A 20366-nucleotide genomic window follows, 5' to 3' on the forward strand; every position below is an offset into this window, starting at 1 on the left:
TCATTTTACGACACTCTCCTTTCGTAATGATACCCAGTTGTCGCGGTGGATTACTTCTGGTCGATGGTTAATCGAATATTTTCTCGCTTCATTGCTAGAAAGGCCTTTGATTTGTTCTAAGTCGCTAGCGGAGTAATATACTTGACCGCGGCCGATGACGGCTCCTTTTCGGTTGACGACCTCGACGACATCCATGGCGGAAAAATTTCCATATACCGCGGTAACGCCAGCGGGAAGCAGACTTTTTCCACGCTGCAACAGGGCGGTTTCGGCGCCTTCGTCAATTTCGATTTTTCCGGCGACCGGTGCATGGTATGCAATCCATTGTTTGCGCATTTGCATATGTCCATGAAACGGCGCGCCGATATATGTCCCGTCTCCTTTTCCTTCCAAAATATCGCAAAGTTTTTCTTTCCCCGCACCCGTTCCGACAAAGACGCTTACTCCAAATGAGAGCGCTTTTTGCGCGGCGAGAAGCTTTGATTTCATCCCGCCTGTTCCAACCGCGGAGCCGCTGCCGCCCGCCGCTTCAATCATTTCATCGGTAATATTAGGAAGAAATGCATATTTTTTCGCCTTCGGATTCGTTTTCGGATTATCATCATATAGTCCGTTAATATCCGTTAAAATAATGAGCGCATCCGCGTGCAAAAAGCCGCTGACAAGCGCGGAAAGCATATCGTTGTCGCCAAACGTCAATTCCTCGACGGACACGGAGTCGTTTTCGTTGATGATCGGCAAAACTCCGCATGCCAGCAATGTAGTGATTGTGGAAAATAAATTATGAAACCGTTCACGGCTGTAAAAGTCTTCTCTTGTTAATAAAATTTGTCCTGTCGTAATACCGAACTGTTTGAATGCGGAAATATAGCCTTGCATGAGCAGCCCTTGCCCGACGGCTGCCGCTGCTTGTTTTCCCGCGGTGGTAGTCGGCCTAGACGGATAGCCGAGCGGTCCGAATCCAGCGGCGACCGCACCCGATGTGATTAAAATGACCTCGTGGCCTAATTGTTTGATATAGGCGATCGCTTCGACATGATCGAAAAGTTTTTCATGGCAAAGAGCGCCTTTTGTATCCGTTAATGAGCTGCTTCCGATTTTCACGACGACTCGCTGCTTTTTCACGTTTTTCCTCCTTTCTATTTGCCAATAAAAAACGCTTTTTCCCTTCCTTGCAAAAGGACGGAAAAAGCGTTCCGCGGTACCACCTTTTTTGGCGCATCATGCGCCCACCTCTTGCCCGTAACGAGGGCGGACGGCTTATGTTTGCATAAGCGGCCTTTCTAGGGCAGGTTCAATCGACTTCCCGTGAGGAACCTTCCAGCCTACGGGTTCCACTCTCTTGCACGTTCCATCGATTTACTAGTCCCGTACCGTTTTCCGTATCAACGATTTGTTAGAAATTATCCATACAAATCAGAAAATTGTCAAGGGGTTTTTCTTCGACAACGATGATTAACTAGAGTAATTGCTTTGCTTAGCGCGAGATGTCTTAACCATCAGCCGGTCTAATAGACGGAACAATAATACTCCGATTGCTGTTCCGAATGTGTTTAAAAGAATGTCATCGACATCAAAAGCCCGAAACGGAATGAAAAACAATTGGACGATTTCGATGCATAAGGAAAGAAGAAATCCGACGATAACGATTGTTTTCGGACGAAGGATAGAAGAATAACAAGAAGCAAAAAACCCAAATGGTATAAACAACGTGATATTGCCGCCAATGTTTCGCAAGGGAACGAGCCAGTAAAAATGGTGAAGCGACTGCCGGATGCTCGCAAGTGGAATGAGATTGATGCCGGCATACATTTCCTCTTGTAAGTGCGGGTATATATAAAACGGAAATGGGAAAATCGTCACACTATATATAAATGCAAGGGAAAAAGCGAATAATCCATGGATGGTTTCGTGTTTGACAGAAAAGGTTCGCTTCCGTATGTACACAATACCGCGAAATAATGTCCAAATGACGACAAAACCAATCAATGGCACCTTAAAATCAAACATCATAAACTCTCCTTTTTTTAGAATTGTAATATATAACCACGTACGAATTCAAGCAGTTTCCAATTTTGACAAAGTGATAGATTTAAAGGGATAATCGCCGTTATCGAAATAAATATAATTGTCATTTTATTTTAAAAAATGGTACAATACTAAAAACATCGAGACTACAAAACTACTAACGGAGGGATTTAGATTGAGAAAGCTTCGCAGCGATATGATTAAAAAAGGATTTGACCGGGCGCCGCACCGCAGTTTGCTGCGCGCGGCAGGCGTAAAGGAAGAAGATTTTGACAAGCCGTTTATCGCCGTGGTGAACTCGTATATTGACATTATTCCGGGACACGTGCATTTGCAGGAGTTCGGAAAAATTGTCAAAGAAGCGATTCGCGAAGCGGGCGGAGTCCCGTTTGAAATGAATACAATCGGCGTCGACGATGGGATTGCGATGGGGCATATCGGCATGCGCTATTCGCTTCCAAGCCGCGAAATTATCGCGGATTCGATCGAAACGGTGATTTCCGCGCATTGGTTTGATGGAATGGTATGCATTCCAAACTGTGATAAAATTACGCCGGGCATGATGATGGCGGCGATGCGGCTAAACATTCCGACGATTTTTGTCAGCGGCGGACCGATGAAGGCTGGCGTGACGAGCGACGGGCGAAAAATTTCGCTTTCTTCCGTATTTGAAGGGGTCGGTGCTTATCAAGCAGGGAAAATTGATGAACAAGGATTGCAGGAATTAGAAAAATACGGCTGTCCGACGTGCGGCTCCTGTTCGGGAATGTTTACAGCCAACTCGATGAACTGTTTGGCGGAAGCGTTAGGGCTTGCGCTGCCAGGAAACGGCACGATTTTAGCGGTCGACCCGGCCCGGAAAGAATTGGTTCGCCAATCGGCGAAACAATTAATGTATTTGATCGAGCATGACATTAAACCGCGCGATATTGTCACAGAAAAAGCGATTGATAACGCGTTTGCGCTTGATATGGCGCTTGGCGGCTCGACAAATACCGTATTACATACGCTTGCAATTGCAAACGAGGCAGGGATCGATTACTCACTCGAACGAATTAATGAAATCGCCGCGCGCGTTCCGCATCTTGCCAAACTGGCGCCAGCTTCCGATGTCCATATTGAAGACTTGCACGAAGCGGGCGGCGTATCAGCCGTATTAAATGAATTAGCGAAAAAAGAAGGAACGCTGCATCTCGATACGTTGACCGTAACCGGAAAAACGCTTGGGGAAAACATCGCCGGCTGTGAAGTCAAAGACTATAATGTCATCCGCCCAATTGATAACCCGTATTCCGAAACAGGCGGACTTGCCGTATTGTTTGGAAATCTCGCTCCAGATGGCGCGATCATTAAAACAGGAGGCGTGCAAGCCGGCATTACGCGCCATGAAGGGCCAGCGATCGTATTTGATTCGCAAGAAGAGGCGCTCGAAGGCATTGCGAGCGGGAAAGTAAAACCAGGCCATGTTGTCGTCATCCGCTATGAAGGGCCAAAAGGAGGACCGGGAATGCCGGAAATGCTCGCGCCAACTTCGCAAATCGTCGGCATGGGGCTTGGAACAAAAGTCGCGCTTATCACCGACGGACGTTTCTCAGGGGCATCCCGCGGTTTATCGGTTGGACACGTTTCCCCAGAAGCGGCGGAAGGCGGTCCGATTGCCTTTATTGAAGACGGAGACATTATTGAAATCGATATTACGAACAGAACGATTAACGCAAAGCTTTCTGACGAAGAATGGGAAAAACGGAAAGCGAACTGGAAAGGGTTTGAACCGAAAGTAAAAACCGGCTATCTCGCACGCTACTCGAAGCTCGTTACTTCCGCGAGCACGGGCGGGATTATGAAAATTTAACAGCCTATCAAAAAACCTGTTCGCCGGCCCCATGACCAGAGCGAACAGGTTTTATTTTTGCAAAAAATCTATATGAAAACGATTACAGTTTAGGTAAAGGTGTATATGATAGAAATATAGGGGGGAATGAACAATATGAATAAACGAATGGAAACGATCATCATTCATCACGGATATGACGCGAAACAGCATCTTGGCAGTTTGGCGGCGCCGATTTTTCAAACATCGACGTTTACGTTTGACACGGCGGAACAAGGAGAAGCGCGGTTTGCTGGGCAAGAAGACGGCTATATTTATTCGCGCCTTGCCAATCCGACGGTGCGGATGCTGGAAGAAAAAATGGCGTGTTTGGAAGGTGGGGAAGCGGCGCTCGCGTTTAGCTCCGGGATGGCGGCCGTGTCGGCGGTATTGCTTGCGTTAACGAAAGCAAACGACCATATTATTTGTTCGCAAGGAGTATACGGATGTACGTTTGGTTTGCTGCAGCTGTTGAAAAAGAAATATCGCGTTTCCCACGATTTTTGCGCGATGGAAACGGAAGAGGAGATCCGCCGCCTTATCCGCCCGGAAACGGTTTGCATTTATGTGGAAACACCGATTAATCCAACGATGAAACTCATTGATTTGCAAATGGTTGTGAACGTGGCAAAAGAGTACGGAATTACGGTTGTGGTGGACAATACGTTTTGTTCGCCATATTTGCAGCGGCCGCTTGAGTTTGGCTGCGATGTCGTCGTTCATAGTGCCACGAAATATATCGGCGGCCATGGCGATGTCATTGCCGGCATCGCGGTCGGGAAAAAAGAATTGATGGAGGAAATCGCGAAAACAACGCAAAAAGATATCGGCGGCGTTCTTTCCCCGTTTGACGCTTGGCTATTGCTAAGAGGATTAAAAACACTTCCGGTGCGGATGGACCGGCATTGCGATAATGCAGAGAAAATTGTGGAACGGTTAAAAACACATCCCCTCGTTGAACGCGTTTGCTATCCTGCTGATCCAGACAATCGCGATTATCCGATTTATCAAAAACAAATGAAACGCGGTGGCGGCTTGATTTCGTTTGAAATTAAAGGCACAAAACGAGACGCCCAGCGCTTTCTCAATCATCTTCAGCTCATTCAAATCGCTGTCAGCCTTGGCGATACGGAAACGTTAATTCAACATCCGGCAACGATGACCCATTCTGTGGTGCCGGAAGAGGAAAGAATAAAGATGGGAATCAGCGACCAATTGATCCGTTTGTCCGTTGGTTTAGAGGCGTGGGAAGATATTTGGGATGATTTGGAGAAGGCGCTTTGTTTATTAGCGAGATAACAAGGCGAATGTTTGGAGAAGTGTAATTGGACTAAGGTGATTGGATTGCCCGTGTTGCCTAACTTGCCAGGACACGGGCTATACATGTATATAAGTTTAGAATAAAAAATTCATAAAGATGAAACAGCAAGTTGCATTTATTTAATGTAGTAAGAGAAAAAGTGGAGGCATAGAACTGTCAACATGTTTGTATCTCGAAAATATATTCTTAACAAATTGGGAGATAAATGGTGAATGTTGTTCCCTCACCAAGTTTGCTTACAACGTCGATTTTTCCACCATGAGCATGAACAATTTCTTTAACGATTGTTAGTCCTAAGCCATTTCCAGGTTTATAATTGGGGTCTTTAAGTCATGTGCGATATTTTCAAATATTTCACGGCGAGTTTGTTCGAGCTATTTTAGTCTTTCATTAGTTTGTTTTAAAGATTCATTAACCTTTGTCAGTTGAGCGGTCCGTTCTGCTACTTTTTCTTCTAGTTGTAAATGCAGTGCTTCGTAATTGCTGATTAGATCATCCAACTTTTTTGCCATGTTGTTAAACGAAGAGTGAAGTACATTAAATTCGTGTAACGACGGCTTTGTCATCTTGGTACGAAAATTTCCTGCACTTATTGAGCTAATTCCCTCGAGAAGTTCCTTGATTGGATTAGTAAAATGTTTCCAAATCGCGATGGAGCTGATAATTAAAATAATAGCAACGAAACATAATAAACTGATAAACTGAAAGGAAAACGATTTTTTATAATCTATTAATTTTTGTAAGGTGATTTGTTTGATCGGTACCGTCAAGAATTTTGTGTAATGTAAATGGGGTAGGGTTTCTCTGAAATGGATTTGAATTGATAGGGGACTGATTTTCTCCACACAGGAGACTGAATATTCAGTCTCCTGTGTGGAAAGGGAGAATCCCCCTATTTTGTTTATTTACAGTATTTGGTTAATGATAACGTTCTTCAAACATTCGCTCGAGGGCTTCATGCGCTTCGGCAAATCCTCGCAACTTTCGCCCTGCCCATTTCTCATTAAAATCTTGAATGGTCAAATACACGATTTTTTCAGCGGCTTCTAAACTATTCAAACTGTTCATCGGTTTTAGGCGTTTCCGAATCTCCTTGATCGTTCGTTCGATGGCATTGGTCGTGTAAATCACACTTCGAATACTGCTTGGATCATCCATAAATGTAAGGAGGACATCCAACTCATTGGCCCAAGATTGAACTTCTCTTGGATATTTGCTGGACCATTTCGACTCAAACTGTTGAAACATTTGTAACACCATCTCCTTATTCGGCGCGCGATAAATCAGCTTGAGATCCTCGGCCACTTCGAATTGGTCTTTTTTCCGAACACGATGGAGCGTGTTGCGGACTTTGTGCACGACACAACGCTGCACATCGGCTTTCCGACAAACCGCCTTAAAGGCTTCCTCCAACCCCGGTAGTCCATCGAATACGCCCAGAAGCACTTCCTTTACGCCCCTGTTGTAGAGTTGTTGAAGAATCTCCTGCCATACATAGGCGCTTTCCTGTCCTCCCACAAAGAAATCAAGAATTTCGCGATATCCTTCTTCATTCACCCCTAACACCACATAAATGGCTTCTTTCTCCACGGTTTCGCGACGAAGTTTTACGTATAAACCATCCAAATATAAGACAGAATAACGCTTGTGCAGTGGACGAGTGTGCCATTTCTCGATGTCTTCCTTCACTACATCGGTAATACGGCTGATCGTCGCTGGAGAATAAGCATTTCCTAGAATTCGTTCGATAAACTTGCCAATTTCACGTGTGCTCATGCCACTTTGATACATCCTGATGATGGCTTCCTCCAGCCAGCCCGTGTGGCGTTGGTAAGGGGCAAACAGCTGCGTTTGAAATTCTCCGTTTCGGTCTCTAGGGACCAAAAGACCTTCCATCCGGCCATATTGCGTATCTAGATTTCGTTGATAGTAGCCGTTTCTCATATTCGATGTTCCGGCTTGTTCTATTTCGAGGAAATTCTTGATTTCTTCCCGCATGATCAGTTCTAATTTTTCCTTTACAAACTGACGAATGACGCTTTCCAGTTGATTTGTCCAGTCGACATTCGGTATACTTTTAGACATAGGTAGGGTTCTCCTTTCTCTGGAATGTGTTGGTCCAAATCAGAGAATACCCTACCTTTTTCTTTTGTTCTAGCAAAATGCTTTACACAAACTTTTATACATCATCACTTATTGCTTGGCTTTTCTGAGGAAAAGCGAAAACAAATAACAGAAAACGAGCTTTTCCATGTTTGCAGGCAAGTAGGCCTACACGATGAAATTCAGAGTCTTCCTCATCAGTATGAAACGGTCATTGGCGAAAAGGGCAAATTATTTTCTGGGGGGCAAAAACAGCGTCTCGCCATTGCCCGTGGGTTGCTGCGAAATCCCGAAGTTCTTCTTGTTTTGGATGAGGCGACAAGCGGACTGGATTTTCTAGCGGAAAGGGGAATTTTTACCAGGATCGATGAATGGCGCAAAGCTCGCCCTAACCGTACTTTAATCATTATTTCGCACCGAATTGCATCGCTTGATTGGTTAGATCGCTGCTTGGTAATTGAGAATGGAAAAATTGTAGAGACAACTAGCTATGAGGAAATGATAAATAAAATCGAGGTGGCTGAACGTGCAGGGGAGAAAGGAGAGGAGCGAAGTGGAAGCGTCTATCAGCCAAGCTTGTAATTCTCAGCAAATGAAGTGAAAATTGATGTCATAGATAGCGGTGTGAATCCTTATCATTCACATATAAACGGGATTGACGGCGGCATCGCCTTGCGTGTGAACAGGGAGGGGTGGATCGAATACCACGACGACCTTCGAGACCGACTGGGACATGGAACTGCTGTTACAGCGGTGCTCAAATATCTACTCTCGGACGTCCGCATTTTTGCTGTGAAAATTTTCGATGAAAAATTGGCGACCTATCCTTCTGTTTTAGCAGAAGCCATCTATTGGTGTATTAATGAAAAGATGAATATTGTTAATTTGAGTCTTGGAATTGCGAGGGATGACAAGAAAGTGAGGGAAGCTTGCCAAGCAGCGTACGAGGCAGGAATTGTGATGGTATCCGCTTATGATGAAGGGAATCAGCTTTACTGGCCTGCGAAGTACGAAACGGTTTTAGGGGTATGTGCTGGGGAAGTTCCTCGCCATGAATGGCGGTTTGTAACGAAAAAGTTTTTCCGTGCTTGTGGCTATCCCCGTGAACTACCTATTAACCTGCAATTATATAACATTCACGGGCACAGTTTTGCCGCTGCGCATTTTTCTGCCTCAGTGGCCCGCCTTTTACAGGAGCATCAAGACTGGCAAAGCGGGGATGTATTTATGTATTTTGAAAATTTATATAGAAACAAGGAGAAGAAAAATGATTTTACATAAATTGATGTATCTTCAAGAAATGAAGGTACTGAGCTGAAGAGATTAGATTAAACGCTATTTGTTAAGTTTATCAATTACAAAATGTTGTAGTTAATGTTGATATAATATATTATATCATATATAATCTAAATATATTTAATTTTCTTAATTTTTTATAAAAGAAGGTGGGATTTTTTAAAATTATGTAATTTTAATCTTAATGGTGAAATAGTATTTGCAAATGGCAGGATAAGAAATATTGAAGGAGGGTTTTGCATGGAATTTCAATTTGGAATTCCAAGCCAAGCAATATTTGGGGAGGGAAGTATTCAAAAACTTCCAGAAGTTTTAGCACAATTTGATGCGAAAAAGATCCTATTAGTGTATGATAGCGGTGTGGAAGCAGCAGGTATTATAGATAATGTTCATAATCTATTAAGTAATGTGGAAGTGGATGTTGTTGTTTTTGATAAAGTACTTCCAAATCCACCAGATACAATCGTGGAAGAAGGGGCGGAATTAGCGAAAAATGAACAGGTGGATGCAATCATTGCAGTTGGTGGCGGAAGCACAATTGATTGCGCGAAAGCTATCAATATTTTGCTAACAAATCCAGGGCCTATTCATCAATATGATGGATTAAACCTTGTAAAAAGCCCGACAAAACCTCTCATTGCCGTTCCAACTACAGCAGGCACGGGCAGTGAAGTGACGGCATTTACTGTGATTACCGATACGATGGGTCTAAAAAAGATGGTTATTGGCGGGCAACATTGTGGAGCAACGATCGCTTTGCTAGATCCTGAACTAACTATTGGTCTTCCGCCTGCGGTTACAGCGGCCACTGGAATGGATGCTTTGACGCATGCTATTGAAGCGTACGTTTCAAAAGCTGCCTCCATCCCAAGTGATATTAATGCGCTAAAAGCGATTGAACTCATTTTCAATAATCTTGAAGAAGCTTATAAAAATGGAACAAATAAAGAAGCTCGAACAAATATGCTTCTCGGAAGCATGTTGGCTGGATACGCTTTTAATTCTGCAGTGCTTGGATTGGTTCATGCGATTGCCCACCCACTTAGCGTTCATTGCGGGTTAGCTCACGGTGTGGCGAACGCTTGCTGTTTACCTTATGTAATGGAATTTAATGCGGAATGCGAAAATGTTGCGAAAAAATACAAAGACATTGCTATTGCTATGGGGCTTAATGTACAAGGTTTATCTATTAAAGAATCTGCTCAATGTGCAATTGATGCAGTTAAAAAACTATCTAAAAGAATCGATATTCCTACTTTACGGGAGTTAGGTGTTAGAAAAGAACAATTTGACAGACTTGCAGAAGATACTTTAAAAGAGATTGCGATTTTATTTAATCCGAGAGAGGCAACAAAGGAAGATGTTTTACGTATCCTTGAAATCGCTTACTAAAGCTATGGGTAAAGGGGGAAGATGATGAAAAAGTATCAACTATTCATTGACGGAAAATGGGTAGATTCTGTTTCTGGAAAAACGTTTACGTCGATTAATCCGGCAACGAAAGAAATTAACGGAATTATCGCAGAAGGGGATGCAGCTGATATTGATTTGGCGGTAAAAGCGGCCCGCAAAGCATTTGAATCGGGTCCATGGGCTTCGATGTCTCCAAGTGAACGCGGCCGATTATTATATCGAGCTGCCCAAAAACTATGGGAGAATGTTGATTATTTAGCAGAAGTTGAATCAAATGACAACGGACTTACGATTAATGAAACAAAGCTGATCGCCATTCCAGCGGCCATTGATGTACTTGAATTTTACGCGGGAATGGCAAACAAAATTCAAGGGGATACGCTTGCGTCTCCAGCAAATCGTTTTAATTATACGCTTCGTGAGCCAGTTGGAGTAGTCGGCGCAATTGTTCCATGGAATTTCCCGATCATGCTGACAATGTGGAAATTAGCGCCGGCTCTGGCAGCCGGGAATACGATTGTGATCAAACCAGCGGAACAAACACCGATTAGTGTATTGGAACTTGCAAGACTGTTGCAGGAAGCCGGTATTCCAGATGGAGTTATCAATGTAGTGAATGGATATGGTTCTACAGCTGGAGCTGCACTTGCTTCTCATCCAGATGTGGACAAAATCGCATTTACCGGTTCAACGGCAACAGGAAGGCTTATTATGCAGGCAGCAAGTAAACATTTAAAGCCGATTTCTCTGGAATTAGGAGGAAAATCCCCAAATATCGTGTTTGACGATGCTGATATTGATGCGGCAATTAGTGGGTCATTATTTGGCATTTACTTTGCGCAAGGGCAAGTGTGTGCGGCAGGTTCAAGGCTGTTTGTACAAGAAACTATTTACGACCGTTTCGTCGAAGAGTTTGCCCGCAAAGCAGAGTCAATCCGCGTCGGCCATCCGCTTGACCCGAATACACAGATGGGTCCGCAAGTATCCGAAGAGCAGTTAAATATCATTGAAAGGTATGTTCAAATTGGTAAGCAAGAAGGTGCCACACTTGTAACAGGAGGTAAACGAAATGAAGAGTGTGGAAATGGATTCTATTATACTCCGACCGTATTTGCGGACGTTGACAACAATATGACGATAGCAAGGGAAGAAATCTTTGGTCCTGTCGTATCCATTATTCGTTTTAAAGACGAAGAAGATGCATTAAAAAAGGCAAACGAAAGTATTTACGGATTAGCATCAGGTGTATGGACAACAAATTTGGCCCGCGCCCATCGAATGGCACGCGGATTGAAAGCTGGAACAGTGTATGTTAATACGTTTAGTATGCTAGACAGCGCCGCCCCGTTTGGCGGAATGAAACAAAGCGGATTTGGACGTGAGCTTGGTATAGAAGCAATGAACATGTATACACAAACAAAACATGTGTGGGTTGATTTAAGTCAAGAGAAATTTAATTGGTATGGCTTATAAAATAACCATTACTCGTTTAAGGTCTTTCCATGTTCTTCTCAGGAAAGACCATTATTTTTGAAATTCTTCTTTTTCGCGTAAAAGCAATAAAATAACGATTGACAATTTATAATATTCTAGATATTTTTAATATAAATATAATAATAATATTCATTACGTTATATAAACGTTATATCATATAACTTAAAATGAGGATGAAATATTTTGTGATGGCATTGTTTTAGCACTTATCAGAAGAAAAGCAGATGTCGAAGTAGTTGTCTTATCCCTTCGAATTGTTTCAGGAATAGGAGAAGTGGCACAGTACATCATCCATAAAAATTAATTTTACCAAATATAGAACTATTGATAAAAAGCAATTAAGGGGGTGAGGAAGATGGGTGGCTTTATTGGGAAAATGAAGGAAGATCCCTTTGCTAATTATTTAGGCATCACTATAGAAGATGTCGGGGAAGGATATGCAAAAGTATCAATGGAAGTAAAGGAAAATTTGCTGAACTTTCATGGTAGTACCAATGGAGGAGCTATTTTTTCTTTGGCTGATGTGGCTTTTGCCTGTGCTAGCAACTCTCATAATCAAACAGCGGTTGGTATCGCGATGACAATGTATTATATGCAAGCTAGCGGAATAGGCGATAGGTTAGTGGCAATCGCACGCGAAGAAACGAAACCAAACCGTCTTGGGGTATATCGAATCGAGGTTTTAAATGACAAAGAAGTGTTAATTGCTTTAGCCGAAGGAATGGTATATCGCAAGAAAGACAAACTTGTTCCGTAAATATCAAAGAAGTGAAAATAAAGTTCAGTTTCGTGGGAGTGTTCAAAAAGCAACCAAGGTTTTGCATAGAGCAGAAAAAGTTGTCCAAATGATTATAGGAAATTCTAGGGAAGCGAACAGAGGTCGTTTCAAATTTGGTATCTTGAGTACGATGAACAGACAGGCCCAAGCAGCCTGGTACACTTGCGAATGTCACTTCGTTTGGGGAGCGCGCAGGATTAAAGTTCCAATGAGAAGTTACTGCTTCAGCCGCTCATCCCCGCATCGATCTCAAGGAGGTTTTCTCGATGCAAGTACTCTATGAGCATTTATGTGGATTAGATGTCCACAAAAACCGACCACTATTCCAATATTTTCAACTTATATATGATGATAAATATATACTACATTAAATAAACGTTATGTATATTTATTTTTTAAAATATTGATAAAAACGCTTTAAAAAGGAGATGGGAGAATGATTTTACATCGTATTGAAACGGCTTCGAGAAAGGAAATGGGAGTGTTGCAATTAGAGCGGTTGCAACAGACAGTTAAGCGGGTATACGAGCATGTACCATTTTATCGCAAAAAGTTTGACGAAATTGGTGTAAAACCGGATCATATCCGCACGTTAGATGATCTTAAAAAGTTGCCCTTTACGACAAAAAAAGATTTGCGGGATAATTATCCATTTGGACTGCTTGCGGTAAGCATACAAGATTGTGTCCGAGTCCATGCATCAAGCGGAACGAGCGGAAAACCAACAGTGGTAGCGTATACAAAAAACGATATCAACCATTGGGCAGACATTGTAGCACGCGCTATTGCAATTGCGGGTGGAGTCCCGGGAAATATTGTGCATAATGCCTATGGATATGGATTGTTTACTGGAGGATTAGGTCTCCATTATGGAAGCGAGCGGTTAGGTGCAGTGACTGTTCCGGTATCAGGAGGGAATACGGATCGACAAATTATGATTATTGAAGATTTTAAGCCAGATATTATTTGTGGTACACCTTCCTATGTATTGAACATTGCTGAACGGATGAAAGAGCTTGGCAAAGACCCGCGACAAACGTCGCTAAAATACGGGATTTTCGGAGCAGAGCCTTGGTCGGAGGAAATGCGGAGAACGTTAGAACAGGAGTTTGGAATTAAAGCGTGTGATATTTACGGATTGAGTGAAGTCATCGGACCTGGGGTTGCCATGGAGTGTCATGAAGCGCAGAACGGATTGCATGTAGCCGAGGACCATTTTTTTGTAGAAGTCATTAATCCAGATACGCTCGAGCCAGTGGGAGAAGGTGAGGAAGGAGAACTTGTCTTTACCAGCTTGACAAAAGAGGCGTTTCCAGTCATTCGCTATCGCACAGGTGATATCGCTTCAATTACGAAAGAACCGTGTATCTGTGGACGAACAACAACAAGAATGTCGAGAATTAAAGGGCGTGTTGATGATATGCTCATTATACGCGGTGTTAACGTTTTCCCATCAGAAATAGAACATTATTTATTGACAGTCCCAGAGCTTGCGCCACATTATCAAGTTCATATTTTACGAAAAGGAACGCTTGATGTCGTTGAATTGCAAGTCGAGGTAAGCGAGCGATTCTATCAAGAAATCGGAAGTGATCTTCACGATGAACGCGTCCGCGATTTGGTGAAGCGAATACAGTATTTGTTGAAAACCCACTGTCTTGTGTCTATCGACGTCAACGTCCATCCACCAAAATCCATTCCACGTTCAGAAGGGAAAGCGATTCGTATCGTAGATTACCGTAAGGAAAAAGCATTATTATAAGAAAATTAGTAATTTTATGATTGAAATATTTATAACGTTATTTTATAATTACGTTAAACAAACGTTATATAATTAATTAGGAGGCAGGAGAGAGATGCCTGTAGTAACATTGTTTAGACGGCTATCTGAAGAGGAAAAGTACGAGCGGTTTATGAAGAGAATTGAAGCGGGGGAAAAAATTGAAGCAGATGATTGGATGCCAGAAGACTATCGCATGACGTTAATTAAGCTTATTGCGATGCATGGTATTAGCGAAATTATGGGAGCGCTTCCGGAGAAGGAATGGGTTCCGAAAGCTCCTTCGTTAAGAAGAAAGCTTGGCATTATGGCGAAAGTGCAGGATGAAATGGGGCATGGTCAGCTTCTTCTCCGCGTTGCCGAAGATTTAATGGCACCACTTGGAAAAACGCGCGAGGAAATTATGCAAGATTTGTTCAAAGGAGATTTAAAGTTCCATAACGTGTTCCATATGCCTGCGCCGACTTGGGCGGATGCAGGATTGATCGGCTGGCTCGTTGACGGAGCTGCTATTATTACGCAGACAAACATGCTAGATGCTTCTTACGGGCCGTATGCCCGGGCGTTAAAGCGGATTTGTGCGGAAGAAGTGTTCCACGCCCAGCACGGCGAATCGATTATTTTGGCGCTTGCAGAAGGAACGAAAGAGCAAAAAGAGATGCTGCAAGACGCATTGAATCGTTGGTGGGAAGCATTGTTAATGTTTTTCGGTCCTGATAGCGCAGCAACAACGGGAACATCGAAGCAAGACATTACGATTAAATACCGCATACGGACGAAAACAAATGAACAATTACGCCAAGATTTCTTTACGAAATATGTGCCACGCATTTTGTCGATAGGATTAAAACTTCCAGATGAAACGATGCATTTTGATGAAGTGAAAGGGAAATGGGTTTACAAACAGCCAGATTGGGACAGGTTCAAAGAAATTATTCGCAACAATGGACCAAAATCGAAAGAGCGGCTTCGTCTTCGAGAGTTATCGTACCACAATAACGCTTGGGTTCGTGAAGCGTTAGGCGGTCAATCAGCAGCAGTGTGAGAAGTGGGGGAATGGGCAATGAGTGATAGCGGAAAAGGTTTTTATCAAGTGTTTGAGGTATTTAGTAGGAGAAATGACACAGCGCCGCTTCAGCATCAATTTAGCCTGCTTGCTCCAAACCATGAAATCGCTTTAGTGATGGCGCAAGAAAATTTTATGCGGCGCGAAACTGTTTCCGACATATGGGTCGTGAAACGATCGGACATCCGCATGATGACGGAAGAAGAAAAAGAATCGTTAAAGAGACTTGATAATAAAGATTATCGTACTACAAAAGGGTATGGATACTTGAAAAAGAAATGGCGTCAATACGAACAGAAAATGTTCGATGAAAAAGAGATTCTTTCATGGAAGGGCGAGATCCAACGATGAAAATCACGAAACCAGAGGAACTTCAGCAACATCCCGAATATAAAGAAGCGCTTGTTGAGCTATTGTTTCAGCTAGCGGATGACGATTTTATTCTCGCTTATCGCGGTTCGGAATGGCTTGGGCTCGCGCCGCACATTGAAGAGGATATCGCATTTTCTTCCATTAATCAAGATACGATGGGTCATGCGGCAATGTATTATCAATTGCTAGAAGACATTGGTATCGGAAAGGCAGACGATTTGGCGCACCAACGTCCATCGTCCGAACGCCGAAACGCAGTTTTGCTCGAAAAGGTAAACGGTCCTGGTCATTATTTGCACGAGCCCCGCTATGATTGGGCGTTTACCGTTGTTCGTCATTATTTTTACACGCAGGCGAAAAAAGTGCGCATCGACTCGTTGAAACATAGTTCGTATGAACCACTCGCTCAAGTTGCTGTCAAAATCAACATGGAACTTTATTACCACCTCATGCATTGGAGAACATGGTTCATTCAACTTACGAATGTTCAAGGAGAGGCTCGCGAACGTATGAAAAATGCGGTTGCGAAAGTATTTGAAGATTTTGGCGGGGTGCTGACGCTCGGAGCGAAAGGAGATAGAATGGCGGAATTCGAAATTATCGAAAGCGAAGAGACGTTAAAACAACGTTGGGTTCAAGCGATGAAACCGATTTTTGAAGAAGTAAACCTCGATTTGCCAAGCGAGTTCGGCATGAAGCGAGGCAACGGACGAAACGGGGAACATACGGCAGATTTAGATGAAGCGATTATGACATTGTCGGAAGTATATCGCATCGACCCTCTAGCGGCGTGGTAATCTACAAGTTTTTCAGAAAGAAGGGGGTAACGATGGTAGAAAGAATTATAGAAACATTAGATTCCGTCAAAGATCCTGAAATTGATTCGGTCAGTATCATAGATTTAGGAATGGTCGAAGACGTTCAGGTGCAACACGGTGAAGTTACAGTCAAACTGATTCCGACGTTTATCGGCTGCCCGGCACTCGATATTATTCGACAACGTGTCGAACAGACTCTTTTGCGGTTAGAAGGGATCGAGCACGTTAATGTAGAATTTATTCGCCATCCACCATGGACATCTGACCGAATTACGGAGAAGGGACGGGAAAAGTTAAAAGAATTTGGTATTGCGCCACCGCCGCGTCAAGTCGGTCCAACCGGAGAGTGGCATGTCGAGTGTCCGTATTGCCACTCCTCCTTTACAGTAATAGAAAACTTGTTTGGACCTACCGCTTGCCGAAGCATTTTCTACTGTAAACAATGCAAAAATCCGTTTGAAGCGCTGAAACCGATTTCAACATGGATGTAAAAATTTTATAGAAAAGGAGAAGAGAACGATGGTTAAGATGATTGCTCTTTACAAGCAACCAAAAGATAAAGAAAAATTTGATGAACATTATTTTGGTACGCACGCTCCAATTACCGCGAAAATTCCGGGACTTCGCAAAATGGAAGTAACGAAAATTACCGGTACGCCGATGGGAGGGGAGAGTGAATACTACTTATTATGCGAAATGTACTATGACAGTTATGAAGCGTTCAAAGAAGCAATGAAAACGAGTGAAGCGAAAGCGTCGGGAAAAGACTTAATGTCGTTTGCAGGCGATCTCGTAACATTAATGGTAGGCGAGGAAGTGAAAAATGACTGAGTTTGCGCACATTCGCACGCATGTTGATGAGAATATTGCCGTGATTGAGCTGCATCGTCCTGACGTATTGAACGCATTGAACAGGAAAATGGTAACGGAAATCGTCACAGCGATGGAAATTTACGACCGTGATGAACGCGTGCGCGTCATCGTCTTGACGGGAAGCGGTCGTGCGTTTGCAGCAGGAGCGGATATCGACGAAATGGCAAACGATGATTCCATTACGCTGGAATTGCTTAATCAATTTGCCGAATGGGATCGCCTTGCGCTTATTAAAAAGCCTACGATTGCCGCTGTACACGGTTTTGCATTAGGAGGCGGATTTGAACTTGCGCTTAGCTGTGACCTGTTATTTGCGGCCGATACGGCGGAATTCGGATTTCCGGAAGTGAATATCGGTGTTATGCCAGGTGCGGGCGGAACGCAGCGTCTCACTAAATTAATCGGCAAAACAAAAGCGCTCGAGTGGCTTTGGACAGGCGAGCGTATGTCGGCAAAGGAAGCGTATGAATTAGGAATTGTCAACCGTGTTATCGCGCCAGAGTTATTGTATGAAGAAACAATGCGGTTTGCGAAAAAGTTGGCGAAACAGCCTCCTTTATCCGTTCGCTTAATTAAAGAAGCCGTTTATAAGGCGGTAGATTATTCACTATATGAAGGCATGCAGTTTGAGAGAAAAAATTTTTATCTTCTCTTTTCGTCTGAGGATCAAAAAGAGGGAATGGCGGCATTTATCGAAAAACGGAAGCCGCGTTTTCAAGGAAGATAAAGGAGGTGCTGTCGGATTGTACGAAACGATTCATTATGAAGTGCGCGACCGTATAGCATGGCTTACGCTAAACCGTCCTGACAAACTGAATGCGTTTACCGAACAAATGAACAGGGAAATTACGAAAGCACTGAAGCAAGCTGCTAATGATGAAAACGTTCGCTGCCTTGTGATTACTGGGGCAGGACGGGCGTTTTGTTCCGGTGAAGATCTCGGCGGTGTGACGGAGGAAATGAATCACGGGGAAGTGCTAAGGACGCGCTATGCGCCAATGATGAAAACGCTCTATCATTTTGAAAAACCAGTGGTCGCCGCTGTGAATGGTGTTGCGGCCGGCGCGGGAATGAGCTTGGCGATCGCGTGCGATTTTCGGCTTGTTTCGGAGAAAGCGAGTTTTGTAGAAGCGTTTATTCACGTTGGTCTCATTCCGGATGCGGGAAATTTGTATTATTTGCCGCGTTTAGTCGGGCATGCGAAAGCACTTGAATTAGCGATTCTCGGCGAAAAAATTTCCGCGCAAAAAGCGGTCGAACTCGGACTTGCCACCGCTGTTGTTCCTGAACAATCCTGGGAAGAGGAAGTACAGCGTTTTGTTGATCGGCTTGCCAACATGCCGACGAAAGCGGTTGGTTTGATAAAACGCTATTTGCGCGAAAGCTGGCATTGCACGTTCGAAGACTATTTGGAAAAAGAGGCATACGGTCAGCGTATTGCTGGACTGACGGAAGACCACCGAGAAGGCATTCGTGCTTTCTTTGAAAAACGCTCACCATCATTTCAAGGAAAGTAAGTTAAGGAAAAGGAGTGGAAAGTAAATGACAACAGTAAAAGAACAAAAAATGGAGAAGCTCGAAACAAAACGTGAAATGTATCATCTTATTATTAACGGAGAACGCGCCGAAAGCGTTTCTGGCGAAACGTTTACGACATATAACCCTGCTACAGGGGAGCCGGTTGCGAAAGTGGCGAAAGGAACGAAAGAAGATGCGGAACGTGCAATTCAAGCGGCACGTCAGGCATTTGACTACGGCAAATGGCGCCATTTTCCTGTCAACAAACGGGCGCGTATTTTAAACAAAATTGCTTCTATTATGCGTTCTCGTTTTAACGAGCTAGTAGAATTAGAGATTTTAGATACAGGAAAAGCACTTTCCGCCGCACAAGGACAAGTGATGCAGGCAATTGAAGACTTTGAATTTTACGCCAGCGCCATTGTCGGCCATCGTGGTACGGTCAACAACATGCCAGGTGCGTTTCATAATTTTACAGAAAAAGAGCCTGTTGGGGTATGTGCGCAAATTATTCCATGGAATTACCCGTTAATGATGGCGGCGTGGAAAATTGCCCCAGCGATTGCAGCAGGCTGCTCTGTTGTTGTCAAACCGGCTTCACTAACGCCATTGACATGTATTGTACTTGCTGAAATTTGCCATGAAGCTGGTGTCCCGGAAGGCGTCGTCAACGTGGTTACCGGGTCTGGCTCTGAAGTCGGTAATTATTTAGTTGAGCACCCGCTTGTTGATAAAGTCGCATTTACTGGTTCGACTCCGGTTGGGAAAAATATTATGGAAAAAGCGTCGAAAACGCTAAAACGAGTAACATTAGAACTTGGCGGCAAATCGCCGAACATCATCTTCGAGGATGCGGACATTGATGCAGCTGTTAACGGCTCATTATTCGGAATTTTCTATAATACCGGACAATCTTGTGAAGCGCGCTCCCGTTTGTACGTACATGAGAGCATTTACGATCAATTCATGGAAAAGTTTGTAGAAAAAACGAAAAAATTAAAGCTTGGCAACCCGTTTGAACAAGATACGCATGTCGGTGCCATCATTAGCCGCGAACAACTAGAAGTTATTGACAGTTATGTTAAATCTGCCATCGAAGAGGGAGCTACGATTGTCACTGGCGGGAAAGAAGCGAAAGTGGAAGGGTTTGAAAACGGTTTTTGGTACGAACCGACCATTATCACGGACGTCAATCATCAAATGAAAGTCGTCAAAGAAGAAATTTTCGGTCCGGTTGTCGTTGTGATGAAATTTAACGATGAAAAAGAAGTCATTAAATTGGCTAATGACAGTGAATATGGTTTAGGATCGGCCATCTGGACGAAAGATCATGCACGCGCAATTCGCGTGGCGAAACAAATTCAAGCCGGTATTGTCATGATTAATAGCCCGTTCTCCGCGTTCCCAGGAACGCCGTTTGGTGGATATAAACAGTCCGGATTCGGGCGCGAGCTTTGCATCGAAACCCTCGATTTATATACGGAAACGAAAAGCATTCTTTCTTATTACGGAAGCCGTCCGCTCAATCCGTTTGGCGTGTAAACAAAAAAATATGGCAGCAAAGCACTCTATCCGGCAGGGTGGAGTGCTTATTTTCCATTGTCCAACATACATATAGAACGATTAAGGAGGGACT

20 protein-coding genes and 1 pseudogene are annotated in these 20366 nt (G+C 43.5%); 16 read left to right on the forward strand and 5 right to left on the reverse strand.

The window, feature by feature from the left end:
* The gene (proB, locus tag NXM86_RS06620; protein ID WP_062756253.1) at nucleotides 1-1125 is read right to left on the reverse strand and encodes a glutamate 5-kinase; all 1125 of its coding nucleotides are present in this window, start codon (nucleotides 1123-1125) and stop codon (nucleotides 1-3) included.
* Between the two features lie 330 nt (nucleotides 1126-1455).
* Nucleotides 1456-2013: a VanZ family protein gene (locus tag NXM86_RS06625; RefSeq protein WP_223812194.1), complete on the reverse strand. Its 558-nt coding sequence runs from the start codon at nucleotides 2011-2013 to the stop codon at nucleotides 1456-1458.
* A 190-nt stretch (nucleotides 2014-2203) separates the two neighbouring features.
* Between NXM86_RS06625 and ilvD the strand changes: the two genes are divergently transcribed.
* Both ilvD and megL read left to right on the forward strand, forming a co-directional pair.
* On the forward strand, nucleotides 2204-3880 hold the full coding sequence (gene ilvD / locus NXM86_RS06630) for a dihydroxy-acid dehydratase (protein ID WP_062756255.1): 1677 nt from the start codon (nucleotides 2204-2206) through the stop codon (nucleotides 3878-3880).
* Between the two features lie 126 nt (nucleotides 3881-4006).
* The gene (megL, locus tag NXM86_RS06635; RefSeq protein WP_498958786.1) at nucleotides 4007-5197 is read left to right on the forward strand and encodes a methionine gamma-lyase; all 1191 of its coding nucleotides are present in this window, start codon (nucleotides 4007-4009) and stop codon (nucleotides 5195-5197) included.
* Between the two features lie 208 nt (nucleotides 5198-5405).
* Here megL and NXM86_RS06640 read toward each other — a convergent pair.
* The 3 genes and pseudogenes from NXM86_RS06640 to NXM86_RS06650 all read right to left on the reverse strand — a co-directional run.
* A pseudogene (locus tag NXM86_RS06640) lies at nucleotides 5406-5531 on the reverse strand (ATP-binding protein); the annotation flags it as partial.
* A 62-nt stretch (nucleotides 5532-5593) separates the two neighbouring features.
* A complete protein-coding gene (locus NXM86_RS06645; RefSeq protein ID WP_498958787.1) occupies nucleotides 5594-6064 on the reverse strand; it encodes a HAMP domain-containing protein in 471 nt (156 codons plus the stop codon).
* 73 nt (nucleotides 6065-6137) lie between these two features.
* Complete coding sequence (locus NXM86_RS06650) at nucleotides 6138-7304, reverse strand: IS256 family transposase (protein ID WP_498958788.1); 1167 nt, start codon at nucleotides 7302-7304, stop codon at nucleotides 6138-6140.
* A 111-nt stretch (nucleotides 7305-7415) separates the two neighbouring features.
* Here NXM86_RS06650 and NXM86_RS06655 point away from each other — a divergent pair, with 111 nt between their 5' ends.
* The 14 genes from NXM86_RS06655 (at nucleotide 7416) to NXM86_RS06720 (ending at nucleotide 20272) form a co-directional block, all read left to right on the forward strand.
* Nucleotides 7416-7904 carry an ATP-binding cassette domain-containing protein gene (locus NXM86_RS06655; RefSeq protein WP_498958790.1) on the forward strand — a complete coding sequence of 163 codons (489 nt, stop codon included), beginning with the start codon at nucleotides 7416-7418 and terminating at the stop codon, nucleotides 7902-7904.
* Nucleotides 7905-7919: 15 nt separating this feature from the next.
* Nucleotides 7920-8603 (forward strand): S8 family serine peptidase, encoded by a 684-nt coding sequence (locus NXM86_RS06660; RefSeq protein ID WP_498958791.1) that lies wholly within the window; start codon nucleotides 7920-7922, stop codon nucleotides 8601-8603.
* A gap of 255 nt (nucleotides 8604-8858) precedes the next feature.
* The gene (locus NXM86_RS06665) at nucleotides 8859-10010 is read left to right on the forward strand and encodes an iron-containing alcohol dehydrogenase (RefSeq protein ID WP_097354645.1); all 1152 of its coding nucleotides are present in this window, start codon (nucleotides 8859-8861) and stop codon (nucleotides 10008-10010) included.
* Nucleotides 10011-10034: 24 nt separating this feature from the next.
* Nucleotides 10035-11504: an aldehyde dehydrogenase family protein gene (locus tag NXM86_RS06670; RefSeq protein WP_498959003.1), complete on the forward strand. Its 1470-nt coding sequence runs from the start codon at nucleotides 10035-10037 to the stop codon at nucleotides 11502-11504.
* A gap of 376 nt (nucleotides 11505-11880) precedes the next feature.
* Nucleotides 11881-12282, forward strand: coding sequence for a hydroxyphenylacetyl-CoA thioesterase PaaI (paaI, locus tag NXM86_RS06675; RefSeq protein ID WP_062755107.1), 402 nt, complete (start codon nucleotides 11881-11883; stop codon nucleotides 12280-12282).
* A 457-nt stretch (nucleotides 12283-12739) separates the two neighbouring features.
* Entirely contained in the window at nucleotides 12740-14065 is a 1326-nt protein-coding gene (gene paaK / locus NXM86_RS06680; RefSeq protein WP_062755109.1) for a phenylacetate--CoA ligase PaaK, read from the forward strand.
* Between the two features lie 94 nt (nucleotides 14066-14159).
* Nucleotides 14160-15128, forward strand: coding sequence for a 1,2-phenylacetyl-CoA epoxidase subunit PaaA (gene paaA / locus NXM86_RS06685; protein WP_062755111.1), 969 nt, complete (start codon nucleotides 14160-14162; stop codon nucleotides 15126-15128).
* An 18-nt stretch (nucleotides 15129-15146) separates the two neighbouring features.
* Nucleotides 15147-15500 (forward strand): 1,2-phenylacetyl-CoA epoxidase subunit PaaB, encoded by a 354-nt coding sequence (gene paaB / locus NXM86_RS06690; protein ID WP_062755113.1) that lies wholly within the window; start codon nucleotides 15147-15149, stop codon nucleotides 15498-15500.
* Entirely contained in the window at nucleotides 15476-16318 is an 843-nt protein-coding gene (gene paaC / locus NXM86_RS06695; RefSeq protein ID WP_062755114.1) for a 1,2-phenylacetyl-CoA epoxidase subunit PaaC, read from the forward strand. The genes paaB and paaC overlap by 25 nt, the downstream gene beginning before the upstream one ends.
* Before the next feature lie 32 nt (nucleotides 16319-16350).
* A complete protein-coding gene (gene paaD, locus NXM86_RS06700) occupies nucleotides 16351-16830 on the forward strand; it encodes a 1,2-phenylacetyl-CoA epoxidase subunit PaaD (RefSeq protein WP_062755116.1) in 480 nt (159 codons plus the stop codon).
* Nucleotides 16831-16858: 28 nt separating this feature from the next.
* Nucleotides 16859-17170: an EthD family reductase gene (locus NXM86_RS06705; protein ID WP_062755118.1), complete on the forward strand. Its 312-nt coding sequence runs from the start codon at nucleotides 16859-16861 to the stop codon at nucleotides 17168-17170.
* Complete coding sequence (locus NXM86_RS06710) at nucleotides 17163-17939, forward strand: enoyl-CoA hydratase/isomerase family protein (RefSeq protein ID WP_081189481.1); 777 nt, start codon at nucleotides 17163-17165, stop codon at nucleotides 17937-17939. The genes NXM86_RS06705 and NXM86_RS06710 overlap by 8 nt, the downstream gene beginning before the upstream one ends.
* Before the next feature lie 16 nt (nucleotides 17940-17955).
* A complete protein-coding gene (locus NXM86_RS06715; protein ID WP_498958792.1) occupies nucleotides 17956-18729 on the forward strand; it encodes an enoyl-CoA hydratase-related protein in 774 nt (257 codons plus the stop codon).
* A gap of 25 nt (nucleotides 18730-18754) precedes the next feature.
* Nucleotides 18755-20272, forward strand: coding sequence for an aldehyde dehydrogenase family protein (locus NXM86_RS06720; RefSeq protein ID WP_062755123.1), 1518 nt, complete (start codon nucleotides 18755-18757; stop codon nucleotides 20270-20272).
* The last annotated feature ends 94 nt before the right edge of the window (nucleotides 20273-20366 follow it).

The sequence above is a fragment of the Geobacillus sp. CX412 genome, assembly GCF_027942335.1.
GTDB classification, from domain to species: Bacteria; Bacillota; Bacilli; order Bacillales; family Anoxybacillaceae; genus Parageobacillus_B; species Parageobacillus_B toebii.